The sequence below is a fragment of the Nocardia sp. NPDC055002 genome, from assembly GCF_053608825.1.
Genome location: NZ_JBSGWE010000003.1, coordinates 254622 through 277809, shown reverse-complemented (window position 1 = coordinate 277809; position 23188 = coordinate 254622). Strand labels below are relative to the sequence as shown.

Sequence of the window (23188 nt, the reverse complement as noted above, 5' to 3'; positions counted from 1 at the left end):
GGGGCGGGCCCCCGGACCCGGGGGGTTGGGCGGGGGGGCCGGCGGACCGGCGCCGCGGCGTGGGCGCACTTGGCGAACGCGGGGGTGGCTCACCGGCGGCCCGTGGTGGCCGCGAACTCGAGCGCGCCAGCGCTCCAAAAACACAGGAGCAACTGTGCGTGACATGGTCGAAATCGGTATGGGCAGGGTCGCCCGTCGGACCTATGAGCTCGACGACGTCGATATCGTGCCCTCGCGGCGGACGCGTTCGTCCAAGCTGGTCTCGCTGGCGTGGCAGCTCGATGCCTACCGTTTCGAGATCCCGGTGCTCGCGCACCCCACCGACGCGCTGGTCTCGCCCGAGTTCGCGATCGAGCTGGGTCGCCAGGGTGGCCTCGGTGTGATCAACGGTGAAGGCCTCTGGGCCCGCCACGCCGACGTGCAGGCCAAGATCGACCAGCTGCTCGATCTGGTCGACAAGGGGGGTTACGAAAAGGCCATCTCGCTGCTGCAGGAACTGCACGCCGCGCCGATGCAGCCCGACCTGCTGGCCGCCGCCGTCGCGCAGGTCCGGGCGGCCGGGGTGACCACCTCGGTGCGCGTGAGCCCGCAGAACGCCCGCGCGCTGACCCCGGCGCTGCTCCAGGCCGGCATCGACCTGCTGGTCGTGCAGGGCACCATCATCTCCGCCGAGCACGTGGGTGGCGAGGAGCCGCTGAACCTCAAGACTTTCATCGCCGAGCTGGATGTGCCGGTCGTGGCCGGTGGTGTGAGCGATCACCGCACCGCGCTGCACCTGATGCGCACCGGCGCGGCGGGTGTCATCGTCGGCTACGGCTCGTTCCCCGGCGCCACCACCACCGGTGAGGTGCTCGGCATCGGCGTGCCGATGGCGACCGCGATCGCCGACGCGGCCGCGGCCCGTCGCGATTACCTCGACGAAACCGGCGGCCGGTACGTGCACGTCATCGCCGACGGTGACGTGGCCACCTCGGGTCAGCTGGCCAAGGCCATCGCCTGTGGCGCCGACGCTGTGATGCTCGGTGTGCCGCTGTCGGCGTCGGCGGAGGCGCCCGGTCGTGGCTGGTACTGGCCCTCGGCGACCGCGCACCCCTCGGTGCCGCGCGGTTCGTTCCTGCCGGTCGACGAGGCCTGGCTGGACGGCCCCGACGGCGCGGTGGCCCGCCCGAGCCTCGAGCGCGTGCTCTACGGTCCCTCCGACGACCCGTTCGGCTCGCTGAACCTGGTCGGCGGCCTTCGCCGTTCGATGGCCAAGGCCGGCTACTCCGACCTCAAGGAATTCCAGAAGGTCGGGCTCAGCGTCCGCTGACAGGCCGCCCCGCGCTAACGAACGTGGGCCAGTGAGACCCGATCCCGCAGGAACCGGGAGATCGCGGTATTGACCGGTTCCGGGTGCGTCATCGTGACGGCGAGACGGGCGCCATCGATCTCCACGAAGGTGGAGGCGGTGAGCCCGTCCGCCAGCGTGCGGGCCCGGTCGCCCGCGATGCCGCTCTGCGTGGCGTGGATGATCAGTGCCGGGCAGGTGATCTCGCGTAGTCGGTCGAGTACCGAATCGCGCCCGAGTAGGCAGCCGACGGCGGCGTCGAGCCCGCTGTGGGCGTCGCCGACCCAGCGGCGGGTCCAGATGTCGCGGTACCAGGTGTCGTCGCCGATGAGCCAGTCGGCCAGTCGGCCCGCGGCTTCCTCGCGGGAGCTGCGGTCGTGCCACTCGTCGAGGAATCGCTGGGTGGCGGTCGACTGGTCGAGGGTCGGCCCGTGCGCCTCGGTGCTGATCAAGATCAGCGCGGCGACCCGGTCGGGTGCGACCAACGCGGTCCGCAATGCTGTGAAGCCCCCTTGCGCCGTCCCGCCGACGATCGCGCGTTCGACGCCGATCGAGTCGAGCACCGTCAGCGCGTCCCGGGCCGCCGTCCAGTAGGTGAAGGGCAACCGCTGGTCTCTGGTGCGGCCGTGACCGCGCGCGTCCCAGGCGACGATCCGGAATTCGGGTGCGAGCGCGGCCTGCTGCGAGGCGAACATCGTGCGATCCATGAAGAATTCATGGGCGAGCAACACCACCGGACCGGTGCCACCGCTGTCCTCGTAGTAGATGTCGGCATCGATCGCGCGGGCGAATGGCACGAGCACGAGGATAGCCAGAGCCGCCGCGCCACGCCCAAGAATGGGGGCGCGTCGTGCACAGTCACTACGGCGAGTCCGGCCTCCGGCGATGCCCGCTGCTTGCTCGCCGCACCCCGTCACTAAACTGTGGCGGTGGCAGATACTCAGAGACCGGTCCTCGTCGTCGACTTCGGCGCGCAGTACGCCCAGCTGATCGCCCGACGGGTGCGTGAGGCGCGGGTGTTCTCCGAGGTGATTCCCCATACGATGACCGTGGAAGAGATCGCCGACAAGCAGCCGTTGGCCGTGATCCTGTCCGGTGGTCCGTCGAGTGTGTACGCCGAGGGCGCACCGCAACTCGACGCTCGGCTGTTCGATCTCGGCGTGCCCGTGTTCGGCATCTGCTACGGCTTCCAGGCCATGGCTCAGGCGCTCGGCGGCACCGTGTCGGAAACCGGCACCCGCGAATACGGCCGCACCGAGCTGAACATCGACGGCGGTGTGCTGCACGGCGGCCTGCCGACCATCCAGCCGGTGTGGATGTCGCACGGTGACGCGGTGACCGACGCCCCCGAGGGCTTCGAGGTCACCGGTACCACCGCGGGTGCGCCCGTGGCCGCGTTCGAGGACCGTGCGCGGCGCCTGGCCGGTGTGCAGTACCACCCCGAGGTGCTGCACTCCCCGCACGGCCAGCAGGTGCTCAGCCGCTTCCTGCACGAGCTCGCGGGCATCCCCGCGCAGTGGACCCCGGCCAATATCGCCGAGTCGCTGATCGAGAGCGTGCGCGAGCAGATCGGTGACGGGCACGCCATCTGTGGCCTGTCCGGCGGTGTCGACTCCGCCGTGGCGGCCGCGCTGGTGCAGCGCGCGATCGGTGACCGGCTCACCTGTGTGTTCGTCGACCACGGTCTGCTGCGGGCCGGCGAGCGCGAGCAGGTCCAGCAGGACTTCGTCGCCGCGACCGGCGCCAAGCTGGTGACCGTCGACGCGGTGGACAAGTTCCTCGGCGAGCTGAAGGGCGTCTCCGATCCCGAGGAGAAGCGCAAGATCATCGGCCGCGAGTTCATCCGCTCCTTCGAAGACGCGGTCGCGGGCATCGTGCTCGAGGAGGGCGCTGCCGCGGGCGCCGCGCCGAAGGTCGAATTCCTGGTCCAGGGCACCCTGTACCCGGACGTCGTCGAATCCGGCGGCGGCACCGGCACCGCGAACATCAAGAGCCACCACAATGTCGGTGGCCTGCCCGACGACCTCGAGTTCGATCTGGTCGAGCCGCTGCGCCTGCTGTTCAAGGACGAGGTCCGCGCGGTCGGCCGTGAACTCGGGCTGCCCGAGGAAATCGTTGCGCGCCAGCCGTTCCCGGGCCCCGGCCTCGCGATCCGCATCGTCGGCGAGGTGACCGCCGACCGGCTCGACCTGCTCCGTCAGGCCGACGCCATCGCCCGCGAGGAGCTCACCGCGGCCGACCTGGACAAACAGATCTGGCAGTGCCCGGTCGTGCTGCTGGCCGACGTGCGTTCGGTCGGTGTGCAGGGCGACGGCCGCACCTACGGTCACCCGATCGTGCTGCGTCCGGTGTCGAGCGAGGACGCGATGACCGCGGACTGGACCCGGCTGCCCTACGACGTGCTGGAACGGATCTCGACGCGCATCACCAACGAGGTGGCCGAGGTCAACCGCGTGGTCCTCGACGTGACGAGCAAGCCGCCGGGCACCATCGAGTGGGAGTGACCTAGGCCGGCCGCGGCGGCGCCGCCTGGGTGAGCAGGAGCCTGCCCAGGAGGAAGCCGCCGGTGTGCGGCCGGTGGGTGACCGGTGGCAGGACCTTCGCCAGTGGGGTTTCCGGTCTCTTCTCGGATTCGTCCATTGCCCTTGTCCTTCAACTGGTCCCGTCAACAGCAATGGCCCGTCGTGATGACGGGCCATTGCTGTGTCCTGGGTTGTCCTCGGTCAGTGGTGTTTACGGCTGGGGGCCAGCGTGAGCAGCAGGCCGATGACGATGGCCGCGATCACCACGCCCCAGCCGATGGGCAGGATCCCGCCGTCGTCGGGGGTGGGTGCGCCCAGCAGTGCCCAGACGCTCACGGCCAGTGCGATCAGGCCGATGGTCAGCAGGGTGAAGGCGGGTCGGCGGGCGGGCTCGGTGCCGGTCGGATCAGCCACGGGTCACCACCGCGTCACCCAGGTGCATCTTGACGTGCAGGTCGAGGACCGGGGCGCCGGGGGAGTTCGGTCCGCTCAGTCCGTCTTTGCAGGTCGAGTTGGAGTCGGCTACTCGGATGTCACACGTCATGTTCACCGTCATCCCTTCTGGCAGTTGCACTTTCGCGTCACCGATGTTCACCGCGACTTCGACGCTGCGTGACTCGGTGAGGTCCAGACCGCGCAGATCCAGCGTGCCCGAACCGATGTCGAGGGCGTAGCGGGGCTGCAACTCGGTGACCGAGGTCGGCGCCCAGACACGGTCGCCGACGGCGGTTTCGCTGAAGTCGATCGGCCCGATCAGAGAGGCCAGCACCACGAACCCGGCCAGCGGGGCGGTGAGTATCAGCAGCCCGTACCCGCGCCGCAGGAACGCGCCGACGACGAGGCCGAGTCCGACTACGGCCAAGGCGAAGGCCGCGATCCGTGCGGGGGTCATCCATTCGACGCCCGATGCCGCTGCCGCACCCGCCAGCGCCGCGGCCAGGATCGCCAGGCCGATGGTGACCGGGGTGAGCCGGGAGCGTGGACGTTTCGGTGCCGGTGGCGCGACAGGTGCGTAGCGGGGTGCCGCTTCCGGAAGTTCCCAGGCGAGGGGGGCGACGGCGAGCGGATCCCAGCCGTTGGGCACCTGCGCGTTGATCCGCGGGGGCTCCGGTGCGGAAGAGATGGTTCCGGGGAGGTCCTTGCGCAGCACGGCGGTAGCACCGGCGTCGTTCGCCTGTGGTTGCGCGGCGGGCCGCATGCTCTCGTCGGCGTCGGCCGGCTCGACGACCTCGGATTTCGAGCTGTCCGCCCGCTTGTCGAGATCGACGGGTGGAGCCGAATCCCCCGCCTGCTCGCTCGTATCCGACACGGCGTCCGAGGCGACTTCGCGGTTGTCCGGATCCTCTTGTCCGCGTTCGACGGGGGCCGGTGTCACCGCGATCCGAGTGGTCTCGACGGAATCCTCAGCAGCGCTGCCCGATTCGTCGATGTCCTTGCGCAGAACGACCGTGTCGGTCGCGTCGACTCGCAGGAGCGGCGTGGATTCGGCTGTGGCCATGCGGGTTTCCTCGCGGGCGAGTGCCGGATCGGGAACGTAGGCGTCGGGGAGTTTCGTGTAGGGCGTGTACATCCCCGTCGGCGGTACCTCCGGGTTGTACGGGTAGCCGCGCACCGGGACCCCGGTCGGATAGCCCGCGCCCGGGTAGCCCGTCGTGCCCAGCGGAGCGCGGTAGGCGTCGAACCCCGCGGGCAGCTCGGGATGACGCAGATACAGCATCCACCAGCCCGCGAGCATCAGCCCCATGCTGACCACCCCGGACCCGCCCATACCCAGCCCGATCGGCCCCATGGTCGACACGGCGATAGCCAGCGCGACGATCAACACGATCGTCTTGGTCTGCGAATGCGAACCTCGATCGTGGGCCGACAGGGCCTGCGCCGCCGACATCTCGTTACCCGCCGACCCCAGCACCAGCCAGGCCAGCAGGTACAGCACGATCCCGGCCCCGCCGAAGATCGTCGACACCACGAAGGCCACCCGCACGAGCACCGGATCCACCCCGTACCGCATCCCGAACCCCGCCGCCACGCCGGCGATCGGCCCTTGCCGAGGCAGCCGGACGGGCCGCGTCTGCCACATCTGGTGAACCTGGTCGGCGAAGCTCGTTCTGCTCATGCCATCCATGGTGTGCCGAGCCACCCCTTCCGCACATCGGGGGTAACCCTGATAATTTGATCTCAGGGATGTTCCCGATGCCCACCCCGCCCGATGCGTGCCAGTATCGAGAGCATGGATCCGTCTGTTCCCGCCCGCACTGCCGCCCAGGGGTCTGCGACCCCGTCCGGGCCCGGCGCCGCCGCCGGGAACAACGCCACCCACCCATGGCCTTCCGACGGGCCGGGGGCCGCGGCGAATCCGCGGTTCGGTCGGCAACGGCCGCGTGGTTTCGTGGAGCGCGCGTTCGGGGGTGAGCCGGCGGTCTATGGGGCGCCGCAGCACTACGCGCAGCCGCCGCAGTATCGGGCCGCGCCGGGTTACGGCCAGTATCCGCAGGGTTATGGCGTGCCGCGCGGCTATCGGCCCATGCTGCCCGTACCCGGCCCCGAGCCGGTGGGTGCGCCGGTGCCCGAGACCCCGCGCCTGGTCCGCCGCAGTGGTGGGCGGGTGGTGGGTGGCGTAGCGGGTGGTCTGGCCGACCATCTCGGTGTCGACGTGATCAAGGTGCGGCTGGCGTTCGTGTTGCTGTCCGCGCTGGTCGGTGCGGGACTGGTGGCGTACGGGCTGCTGTGGATCTTCACTCCGGGTGGCGCGGACGCGGCGAAACCGACCGGCGACGAGCGCAGGCAGGCGATCGGGCTCGCCCTGCTCGGGCTCGGACTCGCGGTGACGGTGGGGTGGCTGTTCCAGGGGACCGCGGCGAAGGTGATCGCGCCGATCGTGGTGGTGGCGGTCGGTGCCGCGCTGGTATGGCGCGAATACGATGTCGCCGCGCCGGGGCCGCGGGCCCTGTTCGGGCTGCCCGCGCGTCCCTCGGTGGTCACCTGGTCGCGCATCGTGGCCGGGGCGACGCTGATCGTGGTGGGGCTCGGTGTGGTGGTGCTGGCCAGGATCGATCTCAGTTCGCTCGGGTCGGCGCTGATCGCGGTGGCGGTCACCCTGGTCGGCGCGGGTCTGCTGACGGTGCCGCTGTGGCTGCGCATGGTTCGCGCGCTCAACGCCGAGCGCGGCGCCCGTATCCGCAACGAGGAACGCGAGGAGATCGCCTCGCACCTGCACGATTCGGTATTGCAGACGCTCGCGCTGATCCAGCGCCAGGCCGAGGATCCGCAGGAGGTGCTTCGCCTGGCCCGCAGCCAGGAGCGCGAACTACGCAAGTGGCTCTTCGACGACACCGCGCCCGCCCAGTCGAGCCTGGCCACCGCGCTGCGCACCATCGCGGGCGAAGTGGAGGACCAGCACGGTGTGAAGGTCACCCCGGTCACCGTCGGCGATGTGGCGATGGACCCCGGCGACACCGGCGCGGGCCTGCCCAAGGAACATTTCACCGCCCTGCTCGGCGCCACCCGTGAGGCGCTGGTCAACGCCGCCAAGCACGCCGAGGTCCCCGAGATCGACCTGTTCGCCGAGACCGAACCCCACCAGGTGAGCATCTTCGTGCGCGACCGTGGCGCCGGTTTCGACGTGTCGGCGGTGCCTGCCGATCGGCGCGGGGTGGCCAAGTCGATCTGCGCCAGGATCGAGCGCCGAGGCGGTACGGCCGTGATCGACTCGACCCTCGGGCGTGGCACCGAGGTACGGATCGTCATGCCGCGCACCGACTCCGGGACCTCCGAGCCGGACGAGGTCGCCGGCGACGACGTGCCGGCCGTCGCCGACCAGGATGACCACGCGCCGGCACGGGATCATCCGGCCGATCACTGAGCGCGATCGCACCGACCCGGGCCGATCTCGGCGCCCGGACGCCGCGGTGTGGTACCGATGACAGCAGGTCGATCGAGCGGTTCGAATGAGGAGTCTTGTAGTGAGTGTGCGGGTGTTCCTGGTCGACGATCACGCGGTTTTCCGGTCGGGGGTGCGGGCCGAGCTGAGCCGGGAGACCGATATGGAGGTCGTCGGTGAGGCCGGGGCGGTGGCCGAGGCGATCGCCGGGATCGATGCCACGAAGCCGGACGTGGTGCTGCTCGACGTGCACATGCCCGACGGTGGTGGAGTGGCGGTGCTGAGCGGGATCGTCACGGGGCCGGTGTGTTTGGCGCTGAGTGTGTCCGACGCGGCCGAGGATGTGATCGCGGTGATCCGGGCGGGGGCGCGCGGGTACGTCACCAAGACGATTTCCGGTGCCGAGCTGGCCGACGGTATCCGCCGGGTCGCGGGTGGGGACGCGGTGTTCAGTCCGCGGCTGGCCGGGTTCGTGCTCGATTCGTTCACCGGGCGCTCGCCGGTCCCCGAGCCGCCGCTCGATCCCGAATTGGATTCACTCACCCCGCGCGAGCTGGAGGTGCTGCGCTTGCTGGCGCGTGGTTACACCTATCGGGAGATCGCCGAATCCCTGTTCATCTCGGTGAAGACCGTGGAGACGCACGCGTCGAATGTGCTTCGTAAGACGCAACAGTCGAACCGGAACGCGCTGACTCGATGGGCTCATCGGCGCCGCATCGAGTGAAGCGCGGTAGGGCCGCGGCTCTACATCACGGCGATGATGATCGCGATCAGGATGATCAAGCCGATCAGCACGCCCGCGCCGATGGCGAGGGGGGCGCCGTTGGGGAGGTTGTCGACGAAGCTGCCGGTGCGCTGCTGGGGTGCGGCGGCGGTGGCGCCCACCGGCGCGCGGTGCGGGCGCGGGAGGGGGGAGGAATTGGGGCTACGCAGGCCGCTGGCGGAGTTACGGGTGGACCAGGCCGGAATGGTGCCGTCCTCGGTGCGCAGCGGCACACCGAGGATGTAGGCGCCGGTGCCGGGCCCGAAGGCGGCGGTGAGGATTTCGTCGCGGGCCTCGGCCATGGTGGGGCGGCGCTGCGGCGCGGGCTCGAGCATGTGCAGCAGCGGCTGGGTGAGGATGCCGCTGCGGGTGGGCGGGATGATCCGGCCCATCGCGGCCGCGGCGACGACGTCGTGCTCGTCGGAGTCGAAACCGAACGGCGGCTGGCCTTCGAGTGCGGTGTAGAGGGTGGCGCCGAGGGAGAACACGTCGCTGGCCTCGGTGGGCCGGGCGCCGCGCGCGACCTCGGGCGGCAGGTAGGCGGGGGTGCCGGTGATCACACCGTCGGGTTCGTCACCCTGGGTGTCGCCGGCGCCGCGCGAGATGCCGAAGTCGCTGAGTTTGGCCAGGCCCACACTGTTGCCGCGGTCGGCGACGAGGATGTTGCCCGGCTTGATATCGCGGTGCACGATGCCCGCGGCGTGCGCGGCGGCCAGCGCGTCGGCGACCTGCGCGCCGATCTGGGCGACCTCGACCGCGGGCAGCGTGTCGACCAGCGCGAGCGCCTTGGCCACGCTGCGCGAGGGTAAGTACTCCATGACGAGCCACGGCTCGCCCGCCTCGATCACCACGTCGTGCACGGCGACGGCGTGGATGTGCGACAGCTTGGCGGCCACCCGGCCCTCGTGCACGATGGCGCTGCGGATTCGCTCGGCCTCGGCCGCGCTCAGTCCGGCGGTGGACAGCACCTGCTTGATCGCGACTTCCCGGTTCAGCAACCGATCGGTCGCGAGCCAGACCGCACCCATGCCACCCCCGCCCAGCTTGGACTGCAGGCGGTAGCGACCCGCGACCAGGTAGTCGGGGCCGATATGGGGGCGAGCACGTTCGGTCACGGGTGCGAGGGTAGCCGAATATGGCGCTGACTGGCCGGGATCTCCGGGGTGCTGCGCGGTGGACACGGGGTGGGGGTGGGTGTCAGGCTGGTCGCTATCGAACGTATATTCGAATACGATCGATAGCTGAAACGGTGCTGCCGTTTCGGCGCAGGGCGGTTTTCCGCTCGCGGGTCCATCGTGGAAGTAGGTGGTGTTGATGGGTTCGGAAGCGTTGTCGCCCGGTGCGGGCATGATCGACGAGCTGCGCAGGCGGATGGCCGCAGTGCCGGGACGTGGTGAGTCCGCGACCGGACATATGCCACGTGAGCAGCCACTACGCCGAGATCTGCTGCCTGTTCCGCCCCCGCTCGCCGATCTGTTGCCCGATGGTGGGCTGCCGAAAGGCGCGGTCGTCGCCTACACCGGCGCACACTCCCTGCTGACGGGGATGCTCGCCGCGGTTACCGGGAGCGGCGGCCACGCCGCGGTCGTCGGCCTGCCCCGGCTCGGTTTGCTGGCCGCTGCCGAGATGGGTGCCGAGCTGTCCCGGTTGGCGGTGATCACCGACCCCGGCCCCGACCCCGCCGAAGTGGCCGCGGTCCTGCTCGACGGCCTCGACCTGGTAGTCCTCGGTCTCGGCGGCCTCGCTGTTCCCCCGTCGCGCTGCCGCGTCCTCGCCGCCCGCGCCCGCAATCGCGGCGCCACCCTGGTGGTCGCGGGCGAATGGGCCAACCCGACTCTGCGCCTGGACTCCCGCGTCACCGGGTACCGCGGCCTCGGCCCCGGTCGCGGCCGTCTGCGCTCGGTCTGCCTCGACGTGCGCGTGAGCGCGAAGGCGGGCCAGACCCGCCACGGCCGCATGGACCTGTGCGCCCAGGTCGGCCGCACCGAATGGCTGCCACGCGAAACCGTCAGCGGCGCAACGGAAGTCACCGCACTACACGAGGCTGTCTCATGACCGCCGACCTGTCGTCGTGACGCGTGTTGATCGGGTGCTGGCGGTGTGGTGCCTGGACTGGCCCGCGGTGGCGGCGGCCGCGGTGGAGGGGGTGTCGGCGGAGCGGCCGATCGCGGTGTTGCGGGGGAGTTCGGTGGTGGCGTGTTCGGCGATCGCGCGGGCCGAGGGTGTGCGCCGGGGGATGCGGCGGCGGGATGCGCAGGGATGTTGCCCGGAGCTTGTTGTCGTGCAGGATGATCCGGATCGGGACGCGCGATTGTTCGAGCCGGTGGTCGGCGCTGTCGACGAGACGGTGCCGGGCGTCGAGGTGTTGCGGCCCGGGCTCATCGTGCTCGGGGCACGCGGTGCCGCACGGTATTTCGGCTCCGAGGAGGCCGCGGTGGTGCGGTTGATCGACGCGGTCGCCGTGGCGGGAGCCGAGGCGCAGATCGGGATCGCCGATGCCATGTCGACAGCGGTGATCGCGGCGAGGCGCGGGGCGATCGTGGCTCCGGGGGAGGGCGCGAAGTTCCTCGCCGGGCTGCCGGTCTCGGAGCTGGCGGTGGAGCCGAGCCTGGCCGCACCGCAGCGCGCGGAGCTGGTCGACCTGCTGCGCCGCTTGGGTTTGCGCCGCATCGGCGACTTCGCGCGCCTGTCTCCCGCCGAAGTGGCCTCCCGGTTCGGCGCCGACGCCGTGCTCGCCCATCGCACTGCCCGCGCCCTGCCGGAACGTCCACCGTCGGCGCGCCGCCCCGCTCCGGAGCTGACCGTCGAGCTGGCCTGCGACCCGCCCATCGACCGGGTCGACGCGGCCGCTTTCGCGGGTAGGCAGCTGTCCACCCGGCTGCACACGGTGCTGTCGGCGGCGGGAGTGGCGTGCACCCGGCTCGCCGTGACCGCGCGCACCGAGACGGGCGAGGAGCTCACCAGGATCTGGCGCTGTGCTCGCCCACTCACCCCGGCCGACACCGCCGACCGCGTCCGCTGGCAACTCGACGGCTGGCTCACCCACCGCGCCCGCCCCACCGGCCCGATCGTCGCGCTCACACTGGAACCGGTCGAGGTGGTCGCTGCCGGTGCTCTGCAACTCGGTCTGTGGGGTGGTGAGGGCGAGGAAACCGAGCGCGCCCGCCGCGCCCTGGTGCGCGTGCAGGGGCTGCTCGGTGGCGAAGCCGTCCGCATCGGCGTGCTCAGCGGCGGGCGCGGGCCCGCCGAACGCATCACCATGATCGCCCTCGGTGACGAGCTGACCCCCGCCGCCGACCCCACCCAGCCCTGGCCGGGCCGCCTCCCCGAACCCGCTCCCACCCTGCTCCTGCTGCACCGTCCGGTCGTGCACCTGAGCGCCGCCGACGGCGCCCCCGTCCTGGTCACCGATCGTGGCCTGTTCACCGCCGTCCCCACCCGTCTGCGCTGGGGCAGCAAGCAGTGGGCGCTGCTGGGCTGGGCGGGCCCCTGGCCGATCACCGAACGCTGGTGGTCCACGGCAGAGCCCACCTCCCTGGCCGTGCGCGTCCAAGTCCAGCTCGATGCCGACCCCACCGAGATCCGCGCTGTCCTGCTCGTCTACGACGCGATGCAATGGCATGCCGAGGGCGTCTACGAGTAGCCCACCGACCCGGTTCTAGAGTGAAACGACGCTTGTCCGGGACAGCCCCGGAAGGCTCGGTCGTGGGAGGAGCGCTGTGAACCCGTTCGAGGGCATGTTGTGTACGGCGGCCGCTGCCGATCTTCCGCTGCTCGGTACCGCGGGACATTTCACCGGATGGCTGTGTATCGAGCATCCCGGTGCGTGGGGCGGTGATGTGATCGGTGATGAAGTGCTCGGTCCGGAGATCACCGCCGAACTCGCGGCGCGTACGTCGGCGGCGCAGGTCCGGCCGACGCTGATCCGCCGCCCCGGCCGCAACGAGTTCACCGGTACCCGCACTGTGCTGCTGGTCAGTTCGCGGCCGGAGGGCTCCTGGTGCGAGCGGTTCGAGATCACCGACTTGCGCCAGCTCTTCGACATCGACCTGCATCTCGTCGATGGTCCGGCGCCGGGAATCGGTGTGCGCGTGGATGATCCGGTGGTGCTGGTCTGCGCGCACGGCAAACGCGACCAGTGCTGTGCCCTGCTGGGCCGCCCGATCGCCGCCGCCCTTGCCGCCGACTACCCGGGCCGGGTCTGGGAGGCCTCGCACACCGGTGGTCACCGTTTCGCCCCCGCGGTTGTCCTGCTTCCCTCCGGCCTCACCTACGGCCGCGTCGACGCCACCGCCGCCAAGGCGATGCTCGCAGCGGCCGACGCCGACGAGGTCGCCCTGACCGGTCTCCGTGGCCGCAGCTGCTACCCCCCGATCTCCCAGCTCGCCGAAGTGGCTGTGCGCGAGCAGGTCCCGGCCGATGCCACCGCTCTCACCGTCCAGCCCGACCCGGCCCCCACGCACGACCCGACCGTGGCGGGCGCCGCCATCGTCACCCACCGCGACGGCCGCCGCTGGCGCGTCACCGCCCGTACCGTCCCCGCCGCTCCGCGCCAAGCCAGCTGCGGCGCCGCCCCCAAGCCGGCTACCTACTTGGAACCCGCTGCGATAGAACAACTTCCCGCGCTGTCCGAACGCCCCACGGATCACTGACTCATCGACTGCGGACGACTCGGCTTCCGGGCAAGCGCCACAGTGGACTACTGGAACTACGGCGCGGTGGCCCTCCCGTGCGTCATCCGACGGGCTTAACGTCGACTCCATGATCGACATCCGGGAAATCGGCGAGGACGAAACCGAGCTGGCGGGCCCGGCGCTACTGGAGCTTCGCTCACGGTGGGAGACGGCATCGCGCCTGACCGAGTTCATCGACAACGAACTCCGCCCCGCGGGCTACCGTCTCATCGGGGTCTTCGAAACGGGTTCCCCTGCGGCGCTATCGGTGGCAGGGTTCCGCGAATCCCGCTCCACCGCCTGGGGCCACCACCTCTACATCGACGATGTCTCCACCCTTCCCGCGGCGCGCGGTCGAGGCCATGCCGACAGTCTGCTCGACTGGCTCACCGCCGAAGCTCGGCGTCTGCGGTGCACGGGGGTCCACCTGGACTCCGGCGTCGGCCCTACCCGAGCCGCCGCCCATCGTCTCTACATGCGCCGTCACCTGGCCATCACCGCCCACCACTTCACCCTCGACCTGCAGTGAATCGCGAGCGGACCCGGGAGCTGTGCTACCCGGGGGGTCACCAGTGTGTGCCGGGTACCCAGCGGGCCGCGCGGCGCAGGGCGGTGCCGGTGGCTTTTCGGGCGGCGGAAGGGGTTTTCGGATCTGCCCGGGGGACCGGTGCGGGGGCCGGGGTGTCTTCGGCCGATTCGCCCTTGGCCGCAGGGGAATCCGGCAGCGCGCGGTAGTAGCGGTGCAGGATGCGGTCGCGGAGTTTGGGGGTGATGATGCCGCCGTATTCGGCGAGGGTGCCGAGGGGGACATCGATGCGTTTGGGACGTTCGGTGAGGGCGCGCACGATCGTGCCCGCAGCCCACTCGGGGGATTCGGACGGCCCCTGGTCGCCGCTGGGGGCGATCATCGGGGTGCGCACCAGCGGCATGTGGATGGTGGTGAAAGTGACTCCGTCGGCGAGGGTTTCGACCGAGGCGACCTCGGTGAACTTGTCCAGGGCCGCCTTGCTGGCGAGGTAGGCGGCGAAGCGAGGGGTGGCCACCTGCACGCCGGCGCTGGAGATGTTGACGATGTGGCCGAAGCCGCGTTCGCGCATCTGTGGCAGCAGCGCGAGGGTCATCCGCAGCGCGCCGAAGTAGTTGACCGCCATGGTGCGTTCGAAGTCGTGCAGGCGATCGGTGGATCGGTGGATGGCGCGGCGGATGGACCGGCCCGCGTTGTTGACCAGCATGTCGACGTGGCCGTGCTGGTCGAGGATCGCCTTGACGGCCGAGTCCACGGACTCGGAGTCGGTGACATCGCACGGGTAGCCGTAGGCCTGCCCGCCCGCGTCGACGATCTCGGCGACCACCGCGGCCAGTTCGTCGGCGCGGCGCGCGAGCAGGAACACGACACCGCCCTTGTCGGCGACCGAGAGTGCGGCGGCCCGTCCGATCCCGGACGACGCACCGGTGATCACGACATGCCTGCCGGTGAGATCGCGCCGCTTGCGGCCGCGTTCACCTGGAGAAACCTGAGACATCACTGCTCCTTTGCAGCTCGTTGCCTCGAACTTACTCCAAAGTAAGTTAGAGGGCCAGGATCGCCGGGAAACTCGAAAATATGTTCGAATGCCTCTCGCCAATATTCGAACGTATGTGCGATACTGATGCACATGGCGGACGATCGGATGGCGGACATCTATGCCGCGGTGCGGCTCGGCGGTGGCGACCCTGATGCGGCGCGCGCGGCGCTGACCAGGCTGTGGAGTGAGATAGGGGAAGGCGGCGACCCGTTGCATCGCTGCGTGGTGGCACATCACCTGGCGGATGTGCAGGAGTTGCCGGAGGGTGCGTTGCTGTGGGACCAGCGGGCGCTGGCCGCGGTGTTCGGGCCGGGCATCCCGCTCGATGAGGGGCTGCGCGGGTTTCTGCCCTCGCTGTATCTGAACCTGGCCGACAGTCATCGCCGCGTCGGTGACTTCGAGATGGCGCGGATGCAATTGGCCATCGCGCGCGGGCACCTGGACGTGCTCGCCAACGATGCCTACGGCGCGGTGATCCGCACCGGGCTGAGCCATGTGGAGGCGGCGCTGGAATCGCGGTCGATGGAGCGCTTGCCCGCGAATTGAGTAGTCCGCCAAGGGGAAAGGGTGTGGTGATGCGGGGGTCGTGAGAGGAGCGGGTGCATGGGCTGGAGCAACGGTCCGCCGACCTGGTCGGAACTGGAGCGGGTGCTCTCGGGCAAGCCGAGCGGCAGGCCCGCGCAAGACATGCACCCGGGCGACGGCGGCGACAGTCCGGCCTGGTCACGCAAACGCGGCGAGTACCACGCCGCCGGGCTCGACCGGCCGACCGGCCCGACGGTGCCCTACGCGGAGCTGCACACCCACTCCGCCTACAGCTTCCTCGACGGGGCGAGTCAGCCGGAGGAGCTGGTGGAGGAGGCGGTACGGCTCGGTCTGGAAGCGCTCGCGCTCACCGACCACAACGGGTTCTACGGGACCGTCCGGTTCGCCGAGGCGGCCAGGGAATGGGGAATGCCAACGGTTTTCGGTGCCGAACTGTCACTGGGAACCGATGCGGAGGCGGCGCCGGGCCGAGGGGATGCGGTCCGGCGCCGTTCTGTCCCTCGGGGCGGGTTGCGAACTCCTGTCGCGGATGCGGTCGAACACGGGCACGTGAACGCGCCGGACTCGGTGCCGCGCACCGGATCTCCCGATCCGCTCGGTCCGCATCTGCTGGTTCTCGCCAGGGGGCAGGAGGGTTACCGGCGGCTCTCCCGGGAGATGGCGACGGCGCACATGGCGGCGGGGGAGAAGGGCGTGCTGCGCTATGACCTCGACACGCTCGCCGCGGCGGCGGGCGGGCACTGGCATATCCTCACCGGCTGCCGGAAAGGCCACCTGCGCACCGCGCTCGAACACGATCTGCGCGGTGGCGATATCCGGCTACCGAAAGCCGAAGCGGCCCTGCGGGATCTGCTCGAACGATTCGGCACCGATCGGGTGAGCGTGGAGCTCACCCATCACGGCATCGCCACCGATGACGAGCGCAACGCGCTGCTGATCGCGCTGGCCGACCGGCTCGATGTGCCCGTACTCGCCACCACCGGTGCGCATTTCGCGTCTCCGGCGCAGCGTCGCCGGGCGATGGCGCTGGCCGCGATCCGCGCCAGGAGCAGTCTCGACGAGATGGCGGGCTGGCTCGCGCCCACCGGCGGCGCGCACCTGCGTTCGGGTGCGGAGATGGCGCACCTGTTCGCCGACTACCCGCACGCGGTGGCGAACGCGGCGGTGCTGGCTCGCGAATGCGCGTTCGACCTGGGGTTGATCGCCCCGAAACTCCCCCCGTTCGACGTGCCCGCCGACCATGACGAGAACTCGTGGCTGCGCGAGCTCGCCCTGCGTGGCGCCGCCGAGCGCTACGGGCCGCCGGAGCGGAACCCGCGGGCGTACCGGCAGCTCGAGCACGAGCTCGCGGTGATCGAGAAGATGGAGTTCCCCGGCTATTTCCTGGTGGTGCACGACATCGTCGAGTTCTGCAAGAAGAGCGACATCCTGTGTCAGGGCCGAGGCTCGGCCGCCAACTCCGCGGTCTGCTACGCCATCGGCATCACCAACGTCGACCCCGTCGCCAACCAGCTGCTGTTCGAACGGTTCCTCTCGCCCGAACGTGACGGACCACCCGATATCGATGTCGACATCGAATCCGACCGCCGCGAGGAGGCCATCCAGCACGTCTACGCCAAGTACGGTCGCGACTACGCCGCCCAGGTGGCGAATGTGATCACCTACCGCGGCAAGTCCTCGGTGCGTGATGCCGCACGCGCACTGGGCTTTTCGCCGGGGCAGCAGGATGCGTGGAGCAAACAGGTGAGCCGCTGGTCCGGGGTGGCCGCGGAGACAGGAACCGATATCCCGGACGCGGTGCTCGAGCTCGCGGGCGAACTCGACGGTCTGCCACGGCATCTGGGGATCCACTCCGGCGGCATGGTGATCTGTGATCGGCCGATCGCCGACGTGTGTCCGGTGGAGTGGGCGCGGATGGCCGGGCGCAGTGTGTTGCAGTGGGACAAAGACGACTGCGCCGCGGTCGGTTTGGTGAAGTTCGACCTGCTCGGCCTCGGCATGCTCTCGGCGCTGCACTACATGATCGACCTGGTGCGCGAGCACAAAGGCGAGCAGGTCGAATTGCACGCGCTCGATCTCACCGAAGCCGGTGTCTACGAGATGCTCTCGCGTGCCGACTCGATCGGGGTGTTCCAGGTGGAGTCGCGCGCGCAGATGGCCACATTGCCCAGGCTGAAGCCGCGCACCTTCTACGACCTGGTGGTGGAGGTGGCGCTGATCCGGCCGGGGCCCATCCAGGGTGGTTCGGTGCACCCCTACATCCGCAGGCGCAACGGCAAGGAGGCGCCGGTCTGCGATCACCCCGCGCTGGAGAACTCACTCGCCCGCACCCTCGGCATTCCGTTGTTCCAGGAACAGTTGATGCAGATGGCCATCGACGTCGCCGGTTTCAGTGCCGCCGAAGCCGACCAGCTGCGCCGCGCCATGGGTTCCAAACGCTCGCCGGAGAAGATGGAACAGTTGAAGGACCGCCTCTACCAGGGCATGCGGGACCTGCACGGCATCACCGGCGATCTCGCCGACCGCATCTACGAGAAGCTCTACGCCTTCGCCAATTTCGGTTTCCCTGAGAGCCATTCGCAGAGTTTCGCCTCGATCGTGTTCTATTCGTCGTGGTTCAAGCTGCACCATCCGGCGGCGTTCTGTGCCGGGCTGTTGCGTGCGCAGCCGATGGGTTTCTACTCGCCGCAGTCGCTGGTCGCCGACGCCCGCCGGCACGGGGTGCGCGTGCACGGCCCCGACATCAACGCCAGCCGCGCCGAGCCCACCCTCGAGAACGCGGGCACCGAGATCCGGCTCGGCCTGTCTGGTGTGCGGCACATCGGCACCGACCTCGCCGAGCGCATCGTCGCCGCCCGTGCCGAACACGGCCCCTTCGCCTCGATGCTCGACCTCACCGGTCGCGTGGAACTCACTGTCGCCCAATCGGAATCGCTCGCGACCGCAGGGGCGCTGGACGTCCTGGTCGACACCGAACCGCGCCATGGCGACTCCGTGAACGGCCGCCTCGCACCGCCGAACAGGCTCAGCTCGGGCGCCGGTCGCGGTGGGGTCACGGCTGTGCGGGGTCCAGATGCTGTGCCGGATCAGCTGGTTGCGCAACGGGAATCGCGCGGTAGCAGCGTGCGCAGGGCGGCGTTGTGGGCAGCGGGTGCGGCGGCCGTGGAACGTCCCGATCGCCTACCCGGCACGGGTCCCGCCACCGTCGCTCCGTCCCTGCCCGGCATGAGCGCGCTCGAACTCGCCGCCGCCGATGTCTGGGCCACCGGCATCTCGCCCGACTCCTATCCCACCGAATTCCTTCGGGCCCACCTGAATTCACTCGGTGTGGTTCCCGCGTGCGATCTCCTGCTGGTCGAGGACGGCGCCCGCATCCTGGTGGCGGGCGCCGTCACCCACCGTCAGCGCCCCGCCACCGCCGCGGGCGTCACCTTCCTCAACCTCGAAGACGAGACCGGCATGGTCAACGTCGTCTGCTCGGTCGGCCTGTGGACCCGCTACCGCCGTCTCGCCCAGAACGCCACCGCCCTGCTCATCCGCGGCCGCATCCAAAACGCCGAGGGCGCCGCCAGCGTCGTCGCCGACCACCTCGAACATCTCGACCTGCGGATCGTCGCCCGATCCCGCGACTTCCGCTGATCTCGCGGTCACCCGGTATCCGTTGGGTATCTTGGGAATTGGGGGTACAGCATGAACGCGCACGCTCGGCAGGAATCGGAACCCGCGGGACCGGTGCTGGTCGCACGACGGACCAAGTTCTTCGTGCTGATCGGGGATCTGGTTGTCTCGCTGCCGTCGGTCGTGCTCAGCGGATGGCTCATCTGGAGATTGTCGGCGCTGGTCGGGGACTGGCTCGTGGTCGTCGCCGCGCTGGTGTGGCCGGTATCGGGCGCGTGCGTTCTGCTCGTCGGTGTCCTGATCTCCGGTGCGGCAGCGCAGGCCAGCCGGTCCGCGTCGCCCGAGCACGCGGAAGTGGCCGCCGCGTGGGCGGCGGTCGCCGCCGTTGCCCGGATCGACGGGTCTCGCTATACGCCATGGGTTAACGACGTCGCAACGGTGAACGGAGAGGTGTACGGATACGCGACTCTGGGCCGGCACGTCGTCGTGACCCGGCATGCCGTCGATGTGTTCACGCGAGGAGAACTGCAGGCGGTACTCGCGCACGAGTTGGGCCATCAGTTGCTGGGACGAATGTGGTTACGGTGGCTGATCAAGTGGTATCGAGGTCCCGCCGACCTGCTCCTCGAGCTCGCTGTGGGGGTGGTGTCCAAGGTCGCGTGGTCGCTGCAAATCGGGCCTCGGTGGATCGCCCACCGACTGTTTCGGGGGCCTCGGCCGGTCATCCTCCTCGGCGTGCTGGTGGTCGTCATCGTGCCGACCGCAGCCGTCCTCGGCTCGGGTTGGGCGATTCTCGCCGTGTCGACCCGGTTTCTCGGGCTGCCGACCGCCCTGGTCGTGGTGGTGGTCCTCGTCGCGCAGCCCCTCGCGCGAGCCAGGCTGTCCCAGTGGCAGGAGTACGGTGCCGACCGAGTAGCGGTGGAACTCGGCTACGGCCAGGATCTTCGTGGTGTACTACGACGACTGCAGGCGGACTGGGACGCTACCCCTGTCGAGCAGCGCCTGCTGGCTCGCTTGATTCATACCCACCCGTCGCCCGACAGCCGCCGCCGCGCGGTCGAAGCGCTTGAATCTCAACGGCACACGGCAACGGCCGACGATCAGCCGTCATGACCAGGTCGCGCGAGCGCGCCCGCTCCGGCTCTCCCACGCACTACGCTGCGAACATGCGCAAGCTTGCCGTGGTGATGATCGCGTTGCTCGGACTCGTGTTCCTGGTCGGGTGCGGCGATGACGAGAGCGAGGACCATGCCGGTAAGGCGTCCTCGCCCACCGTCATGGGCGGGCCCGCTCCCGCAGTGGCGCCTGGGTTCCGCGAGGGCGCCCCGCAGCAGGACAGTCCGGCGCCGACGGATCAGTCGAACCGGAAAGAGGTGATCACCGGATCGGTGGATGTCACCTCGGGGGATCCGATCGCCGCCGCCGCGACCGTCACCGAGCAGGTCCGCGCCGTCGACGGCCGGATCGACAGCCGCACCGAACAGCCCGGTACCGACGAGCGGGCCGCTCGGGCCGTGCTCAGTGTGCGGGTGCCCGCCGACAAGACCGATGCCTTCATCACCGGGCTCGGTGGGGTCGGCACGGTGACCCGGGTCAGCACCAACCGCGACGATGTCACCATGCAGTGGCAGGACCTCGACGCCCGCATCCGCGCCCTGCAAGCCTCCGTCGACCGGCTCAAAGCGCTGATCACGAGCGCCACCAACACCGCCGACCTGATCGCCGCGGAGGAGGCGCTGTCGAGCAGGCAGGGCGAGCTCGACAGCCTCACCGCGCAGAAACGCAGCCTCGACGATCAGGTCGCGCTGTCGACGCTCACCATCACCCTCACCGCCGACGACAAGAACGCCCCCGGCGATCCGGACAACTTCTGGGACGGCATCGTCTCGGGCTGGCACTCGCTGATCGACTGGTTGCAGGACGCGATCGTCTTCGTCGGCAAGGCCGTGCCGTGGCTGGGCTTCCTCGCGGTGATCGGCGGATTGCTGTATGCCGCACTGCGATTGCTGCGCAGGCGCCGTCGCACCGGAGCGCACGTGCCCACCGCTGCGGTGCCCACCGCACCGCCGGCCACCGCACCGCCGGCCACCGCATCCGAGGTCAACGCATCCGGCGCATCGGCATCGGCAGCATCCGGGAAGGAGACCCCCGGTGCCCACAGTGCGGGCGACGATCAAACCGAACAGCCGTAAAGGCCCACTCGTCGAAACCGCCGAAGACGGCACCCTCACCCTCTATGTCCGCGCCCCGGCCGTCGAGGGCAAGGCCAACAAGGCCGCCATCGAACTACTCGCCGATCATTTCGGCGTAGCCAAGTCCGCCGTCCGGCTGACCGCCGGCGCCACCTCACGGTTCAAGCGGTTCGATATCGACTGAGTCAGACCGCGCCCGGAAATCCCAGCTGCCGCCAGGCCTCGTACACCGACACCGCCGCCGCGTTCGACAGGTTCATCGACCGTCGACCCGGCAGCATCGGAATGCGCACCTGCTCGGTGATCTGCGGATCGGCCAGTACTTCCGCGGGCAGACCGGTGGGCTCGGTGCCGAACAGCAGCGCGTCGTTGTCTCGATAGGCGATATCGGTGAAACGCGTGGTGGCCTGGGTGGTGAACGCGAACACGCGGCCGGGCCGGATCGCCGCGAACGCCGTCGCCAGGTCGGGATGCACGGTCACCACCGCGAGGTCGTGGTAGTCCAGTCCGGCCCGGCGCAGCTTGGACTCCGAGAGGTCGAAGCCGAGCGGTTCGATCAGGTGTAGCGCGCAGCCGGTCCCCGCGGCCAACCGGATCGCGTTGCCGGTATTGGGCGGAATCACGGGCTCGTGAAAGATCAGGTGCAGCACAGCGGACCACTCTGTCATGCGCCACCCCGTCCGCGCGCAGGCGGTATCTGGAACAATCGGGCTCGTGAACGAGGCGGAGACGACCGGCAAGCACCGGGTCGCGCGGTTGAGCGCGGGGGAGCAGTACCTGCGCAGTCATCTGCCGATGACCGTGGTGACCGCGCTGATCGTGATCGCGGTCGGCTTCGTCGCGTGGGATCGGTGGCGCCGCGGCGCGCTGATCTTCGGCAGCGCCGCCCTGGTGGCCGCCGCGTTCCGGCTGTGCCTGCCGACCGTGCAGGTGGGGTTGCTCGCCGTGCGCAGCCGCCCGTTCGACGTGGCCGCGCTCACCGCGCTCGGCAGCGCCATCGTCTTCCTGGCCGCCACGATCAACACCCTCGGCGTCAGCTGACGCCGAAGGCCGACCACGGCATCGTTGACGTGGCCGGCCTCGACACCCCCGGATGTGGTGTCGTTCAGGCGGTTTCGGGGACTTTCGGTTCCCAGAGGCTGCGATGCCCCTGGCTGCCGTACAGGGCGCGCGCCCGTTCGGGCGTGATCGTCACCGGGTCGACCGGCACCGGCGCGGCGGCGTGCGCGGCGAAGACCTGCCCGGTCATCGGGGCGATGAACGGGGCGGCCTTGACGATCACCCAGTTGTCGCGCCGGGCGGCGACCCAGGCGATCACCTTCGCGGGAATCCGCACCGCGAGGTCGACCACGCGGGGCACCCGGTACCGGCCGAGCCTGCGCATCCACATCGGCAGCGTCGGGATGCTGGCCAGCGAGAGCAGCCTGCTCCCGATCGCGTAGCCCCAGCCTTTGCTCGGCGGCGTCCACATCAGATAGTGCATGCCTTCGATGGCGCGCTCGGTGACGCACAGTTGCGGCCGGACTCGCTCGTAGTAGGCACGCACCTCCTCGCGCGAGCGCGGGACGTCCGCGGGCTTGCAGGTCTGCAATTCGGCGGCGATCGCGCATTCGGCCCAGAAGCGCCGCTCCTCCTCGGGGCTCAGCGGGCCGGGTCCGTACATCTCATAGGCCTTGAGCACCGAGTGCCAGCCGGTGATGTGGATCCACAGCTGGGTTTCCGGGCTGTTGGCGCTGTAGCGTTTGCCGCTGATCGGTTCGATGCCCGTCATCGGCGCGTGCACCTTCATCAGGTGCTCGGCGGCCTGGATGGCGGTGCGGCCGTCGCCGACCGCGACGAGCACGAAGTACAGCAGGGTGTGGTCGAGCCGCGTGCGTGGGTTGCTGTAGATCCCCTGCGAATCGGCGACGGCGGCGGTGAGGAACGGATCGAAGTGTTCCAGGGCGACCGCGCGCTGGAATCCGATCAGGGCGGTCGGCGACGCCCATACCTTCCAGCTGGGGGAGTCGGGTCCGAAGAAGCCGTAGTCGTCGCGGCGCAGGGAAGTGGGGTCGAAGGCCATTGCACGTGCTCCTTTGCAAGTGAATACAACACCACCGTAG

Annotated in this window: 22 protein-coding genes; 14 read left to right on the top strand and 8 right to left on the bottom strand. The window is 69.9% G+C overall.

Features of this window, described 5'->3' with window-relative positions:
* Nucleotides 1-154: 154 nt before the first annotated feature.
* Nucleotides 155-1309: a GuaB3 family IMP dehydrogenase-related protein gene (locus ACWF99_RS13590; RefSeq protein WP_358126810.1), complete on the top strand. Its 1155-nt coding sequence runs from the start codon at nt 155-157 to the stop codon at nt 1307-1309.
* A 14-nt stretch (nt 1310-1323) separates the two neighbouring features.
* Here ACWF99_RS13590 and ACWF99_RS13585 read toward each other — a convergent pair whose 3' ends face one another.
* Entirely contained in the window at nt 1324-2124 is an 801-nt protein-coding gene (locus ACWF99_RS13585) for an alpha/beta fold hydrolase (protein WP_378635342.1), read from the bottom strand.
* 132 nt (nt 2125-2256) lie between these two features.
* Here ACWF99_RS13585 and guaA point away from each other — a divergent pair, with 132 nt between their 5' ends.
* Nucleotides 2257-3831 carry a glutamine-hydrolyzing GMP synthase gene (guaA, locus tag ACWF99_RS13580; RefSeq protein ID WP_378635344.1) on the top strand — a complete coding sequence of 525 codons (1575 nt, stop codon included), beginning with the start codon at nt 2257-2259 and terminating at the stop codon, nt 3829-3831.
* 1 nt (nt 3832) lies between these two features.
* Here guaA and ACWF99_RS13575 read toward each other — a convergent pair whose 3' ends face one another.
* The 3 genes from ACWF99_RS13575 to ACWF99_RS13565 form a co-directional block, all read right to left on the bottom strand.
* Nucleotides 3833-3967, bottom strand: coding sequence for a hypothetical protein (locus ACWF99_RS13575; RefSeq protein ID WP_378635347.1), 135 nt, complete (start codon nt 3965-3967; stop codon nt 3833-3835).
* An 83-nt stretch (nt 3968-4050) separates the two neighbouring features.
* A complete protein-coding gene (locus ACWF99_RS13570) occupies nt 4051-4263 on the bottom strand; it encodes a hypothetical protein (RefSeq protein ID WP_378635349.1) in 213 nt (70 codons plus the stop codon).
* Nucleotides 4256-5965, bottom strand: a complete 1710-nt coding sequence (locus tag ACWF99_RS13565; protein ID WP_452536084.1) for a PspC domain-containing protein — start codon at nt 5963-5965, stop codon at nt 4256-4258. Before ACWF99_RS13565 ends, ACWF99_RS13570 begins: the two co-directional genes overlap by 8 nt.
* Before the next feature lie 408 nt (nt 5966-6373).
* Between ACWF99_RS13565 and ACWF99_RS13560 the strand changes: the two genes are divergently transcribed.
* Both ACWF99_RS13560 and ACWF99_RS13555 read left to right on the top strand, forming a co-directional pair.
* A complete protein-coding gene (locus tag ACWF99_RS13560; RefSeq protein WP_378635792.1) occupies nt 6374-7711 on the top strand; it encodes an ATP-binding protein in 1338 nt (445 codons plus the stop codon).
* A gap of 106 nt (nt 7712-7817) precedes the next feature.
* Nucleotides 7818-8453: a response regulator gene (locus ACWF99_RS13555; RefSeq protein WP_452536605.1), complete on the top strand. Its 636-nt coding sequence runs from the start codon at nt 7818-7820 to the stop codon at nt 8451-8453.
* A 20-nt stretch (nt 8454-8473) separates the two neighbouring features.
* Here the strand turns inward: ACWF99_RS13555 and ACWF99_RS13550 are convergent, their stop codons facing one another.
* Complete coding sequence (locus ACWF99_RS13550; RefSeq protein WP_378635356.1) at nt 8474-9607, bottom strand: serine/threonine-protein kinase; 1134 nt, start codon at nt 9605-9607, stop codon at nt 8474-8476.
* A gap of 199 nt (nt 9608-9806) precedes the next feature.
* Here ACWF99_RS13550 and ACWF99_RS13545 point away from each other — a divergent pair, with 199 nt between their 5' ends.
* The 4 genes from ACWF99_RS13545 (at nt 9807) to ACWF99_RS13530 (ending at nt 13694) form a co-directional block, all read left to right on the top strand.
* The gene (locus tag ACWF99_RS13545) at nt 9807-10547 is read left to right on the top strand and encodes a hypothetical protein (protein ID WP_452536082.1); all 741 of its coding nucleotides are present in this window, start codon (nt 9807-9809) and stop codon (nt 10545-10547) included.
* 16 nt (nt 10548-10563) lie between these two features.
* Complete coding sequence (locus ACWF99_RS13540) at nt 10564-12135, top strand: DNA polymerase Y family protein (RefSeq protein WP_378635361.1); 1572 nt, start codon at nt 10564-10566, stop codon at nt 12133-12135.
* 94 nt (nt 12136-12229) lie between these two features.
* Nucleotides 12230-13144 (top strand): sucrase ferredoxin, encoded by a 915-nt coding sequence (locus ACWF99_RS13535; RefSeq protein WP_452536603.1) that lies wholly within the window; start codon nt 12230-12232, stop codon nt 13142-13144.
* Nucleotides 13145-13253: 109 nt separating this feature from the next.
* On the top strand, nt 13254-13694 hold the full coding sequence (locus tag ACWF99_RS13530) for a GNAT family N-acetyltransferase (protein WP_452536080.1): 441 nt from the start codon (nt 13254-13256) through the stop codon (nt 13692-13694).
* A gap of 37 nt (nt 13695-13731) precedes the next feature.
* On the opposite strand, the gene ACWF99_RS13525 is transcribed toward ACWF99_RS13530, so the two are convergent.
* Complete coding sequence (locus tag ACWF99_RS13525; protein WP_378635366.1) at nt 13732-14688, bottom strand: SDR family NAD(P)-dependent oxidoreductase; 957 nt, start codon at nt 14686-14688, stop codon at nt 13732-13734.
* 132 nt (nt 14689-14820) lie between these two features.
* Between ACWF99_RS13525 and ACWF99_RS13520 the strand changes: the two genes are divergently transcribed.
* From ACWF99_RS13520 to ACWF99_RS13500, 5 genes are read left to right on the top strand one after another with little or no spacing between them, the layout of a single operon-like run.
* Complete coding sequence (locus ACWF99_RS13520; RefSeq protein WP_378635369.1) at nt 14821-15276, top strand: hypothetical protein; 456 nt, start codon at nt 14821-14823, stop codon at nt 15274-15276.
* A gap of 57 nt (nt 15277-15333) precedes the next feature.
* The gene (locus tag ACWF99_RS13515; protein WP_452536078.1) at nt 15334-18915 is read left to right on the top strand and encodes an error-prone DNA polymerase; all 3582 of its coding nucleotides are present in this window, start codon (nt 15334-15336) and stop codon (nt 18913-18915) included.
* 51 nt (nt 18916-18966) lie between these two features.
* Complete coding sequence (locus tag ACWF99_RS13510) at nt 18967-20007, top strand: M48 family metalloprotease (protein WP_452536077.1); 1041 nt, start codon at nt 18967-18969, stop codon at nt 20005-20007.
* A gap of 53 nt (nt 20008-20060) precedes the next feature.
* On the top strand, nt 20061-21086 hold the full coding sequence (locus ACWF99_RS13505; RefSeq protein ID WP_378635376.1) for a DUF4349 domain-containing protein: 1026 nt from the start codon (nt 20061-20063) through the stop codon (nt 21084-21086).
* Nucleotides 21046-21270: a DUF167 domain-containing protein gene (locus ACWF99_RS13500; RefSeq protein ID WP_378635378.1), complete on the top strand. Its 225-nt coding sequence runs from the start codon at nt 21046-21048 to the stop codon at nt 21268-21270. Before ACWF99_RS13505 ends, ACWF99_RS13500 begins: the two co-directional genes overlap by 41 nt.
* A gap of 1 nt (nt 21271) precedes the next feature.
* Here ACWF99_RS13500 and ACWF99_RS13495 read toward each other — a convergent pair whose 3' ends face one another.
* Nucleotides 21272-21754 (bottom strand): tRNA (cytidine(34)-2'-O)-methyltransferase, encoded by a 483-nt coding sequence (locus ACWF99_RS13495; RefSeq protein WP_379301651.1) that lies wholly within the window; start codon nt 21752-21754, stop codon nt 21272-21274.
* A 46-nt stretch (nt 21755-21800) separates the two neighbouring features.
* On the opposite strand from ACWF99_RS13495, the gene ACWF99_RS13490 reads away from it, so the two are divergent.
* The gene (locus ACWF99_RS13490) at nt 21801-22127 is read left to right on the top strand and encodes a DUF3017 domain-containing protein (protein ID WP_235569656.1); all 327 of its coding nucleotides are present in this window, start codon (nt 21801-21803) and stop codon (nt 22125-22127) included.
* A 64-nt stretch (nt 22128-22191) separates the two neighbouring features.
* Here the strand turns inward: ACWF99_RS13490 and ACWF99_RS13485 are convergent, their stop codons facing one another.
* Nucleotides 22192-23148, bottom strand: a complete 957-nt coding sequence (locus ACWF99_RS13485) for an oxygenase MpaB family protein (RefSeq protein ID WP_378662600.1) — start codon at nt 23146-23148, stop codon at nt 22192-22194.
* Between the last annotated feature and the right edge of the window lie 40 nt (nt 23149-23188).